This is a genomic window from Rhizobium sp. 05L419, from assembly GCF_056397845.1.
Genome location: NZ_JBFTOF010000068.1, coordinates 1 through 1,946 on the forward strand (window position 1 = coordinate 1; position 1,946 = coordinate 1,946).

The 1,946-nt window shown below is 59.4% G+C and carries 3 protein-coding genes; all 3 read left to right on the forward strand.

The annotated features are described in order from the left end of the window. A partial coding sequence (locus AC1DMK_RS30930) for a Rieske 2Fe-2S domain-containing protein (RefSeq protein ID WP_477864028.1) occupies positions 1-133 on the forward strand: 133 nt, incomplete at its 5' end. A gap of 14 nt (positions 134-147) precedes the next feature. Continuing rightward, positions 148-1,428: a cytochrome b gene (locus tag AC1DMK_RS30935; RefSeq protein WP_477864026.1), complete on the forward strand. Its 1,281-nt coding sequence runs from the start codon at positions 148-150 to the stop codon at positions 1,426-1,428. A 25-nt stretch (positions 1,429-1,453) separates the two neighbouring features. After that, the coding region (locus AC1DMK_RS30940) for a cytochrome c1 (protein ID WP_477864027.1) at positions 1,454-1,946 on the forward strand (493 nt) is incomplete at its 3' end.

The window sequence follows — 1,946 nt, forward strand, 5'->3', positions numbered from 1 at the left end:
TGGTTCTTGGTTCTGTCCCTGCCATGGTTCTGTTTATGATACGGCCGGCCGCATCCGTAAGGGTCCGGCGCCGCAGAACCTGGCGATCCCGACCTTTTCGTTTTTGTCCGACACTAAAATCAAGATCGGTTGAGGGGAGACTGATACATGAGTGGCCATTCCAGCTACGAGCCATCAACCGGCTTGGAAAAATGGATCGATGCGCGCCTGCCTTTGCCGCGCATGGTCTATGACAGTTTCGTTGCATATCCGGTTCCGCGCAACCTGAACTATGCCTATACCTTCGGCGCCATGCTGTCGGTCATGCTGATCGTGCAGATCTTGACCGGCATCGTGCTCGCCATGCATTACGCCGCCGAAACCTCGATCGCCTTCAACTCGGTCGAAAAGATCATGCGTGACGTCAACCACGGTTGGCTGTTGCGCTACATGCACGCCAACGGCGCGTCCTTCTTCTTCGTCGCGGTCTACCTGCACATCGCCCGTGGCCTGTACTACGGTTCCTACAAGGCACCGCGCGAAATCCTCTGGATCCTCGGCGTTCTGATCTATCTCCTGATGATGGCGACCGGCTTCATGGGCTATGTTCTGCCCTGGGGTCAGATGTCCTTCTGGGGCGCGACCGTCATCACCGGCTTCTTCTCGGCGTTTCCGCTGGTCGGCGAATGGGTTCAGCAGTTCCTGCTCGGCGGCTTTGCGGTCGACAATCCGACGCTGAACCGCTTCTTTTCGCTGCACTACCTGCTGCCGTTCGTCATTGCCGGCGTTGTCGTCCTGCATATCTGGGCGCTGCACGTGGTTGGCCAGACGAACCCGACCGGCGTCGAGGTCAAGACGAAGACGGACACTGTCCGTTTCACGCCTTACGCAACCCTCAAGGATGCCCTCGGCGTTTCGATCTTCCTGCTCGTCTACGCCTACTTCGTCTTCTACCTGCCGAACTTCCTCGGCCAYGCCGACAACTATATCCCGGCTGATGCGTTGAAGACGCCTGCGCAYATTGTTCCGGAATGGTACTTCCTGCCGTTCTACGCGATGCTGCGCTCGATCACCTTCAACGTCGGCCCGATCGATTCGAAGCTTGGCGGCGTGCTTGTGATGTTCGGCGCGATCATCGTGCTGTTCTTCGTGCCTTGGCTCGACACCTCGAAGGTCCGCTCCGCGGTCTACCGTCCGTGGTACAAGCTTGCCTACTGGCTGTTCGTGATCAACGCGATCATTCTCGGCTGGCTGGGTTCGCAGCCGGCGGAAGGTCTCTACACCACGATCTCGCAGATCTGTACGCTCCTTTACTTCGCCTTCTTCCTGGTCGTCATGCCGGTGCTTGGTCTCRTCGAGACGCCGCGYCGTGTACCGAACTCGATCACGGAAGCCGTGCTTGAAAAGCGCAACAAGACTGCCGCGGCTGCYGCAACGGCCAAGGCATAAGCGGGCGACGAGAGGGAATAAAAACATGAAAAAGCTTGTTGCAAGCATTCTGTCGCTCGCAGTCGTCGCCGGTCTCGGCACCGCAGCCCTTGCCCAGGAGGCAAAGCCTGCGGAGCATCACGAAGCMGCGACGCCGCACTATCCACTGGAGGAGCCGAAGGAGGTCGACTGGACCTTTGCCGGTCCGTTCGGCAATTTCGACAAGGGCCAGCTGCAGCGTGGCCTCAAGGTCTACACGGAAGTCTGTGCTGCCTGTCATTCGATGAAACTGGTGCCGTTCCGCACGCTGGGCRACCTTGGCTACTCGGACGCTCAGGTSAAGGCCTTTGCCGCCAACTACGAGGTTCAGGACGGTCCGAACGCCAGCGGTGACATGTACAGCCGCAAGGCTGTTCCATCCGACTATTTCCCGTCGCCGTTCCCCAACGCCGAAGCGGCCGCCGCTTCCAACAACGGCGCGGCTCCGCCCGACTTTTCGCTGATCGCCAAGGCACGCGAAGTCGAGCGTGGTTTCCCGC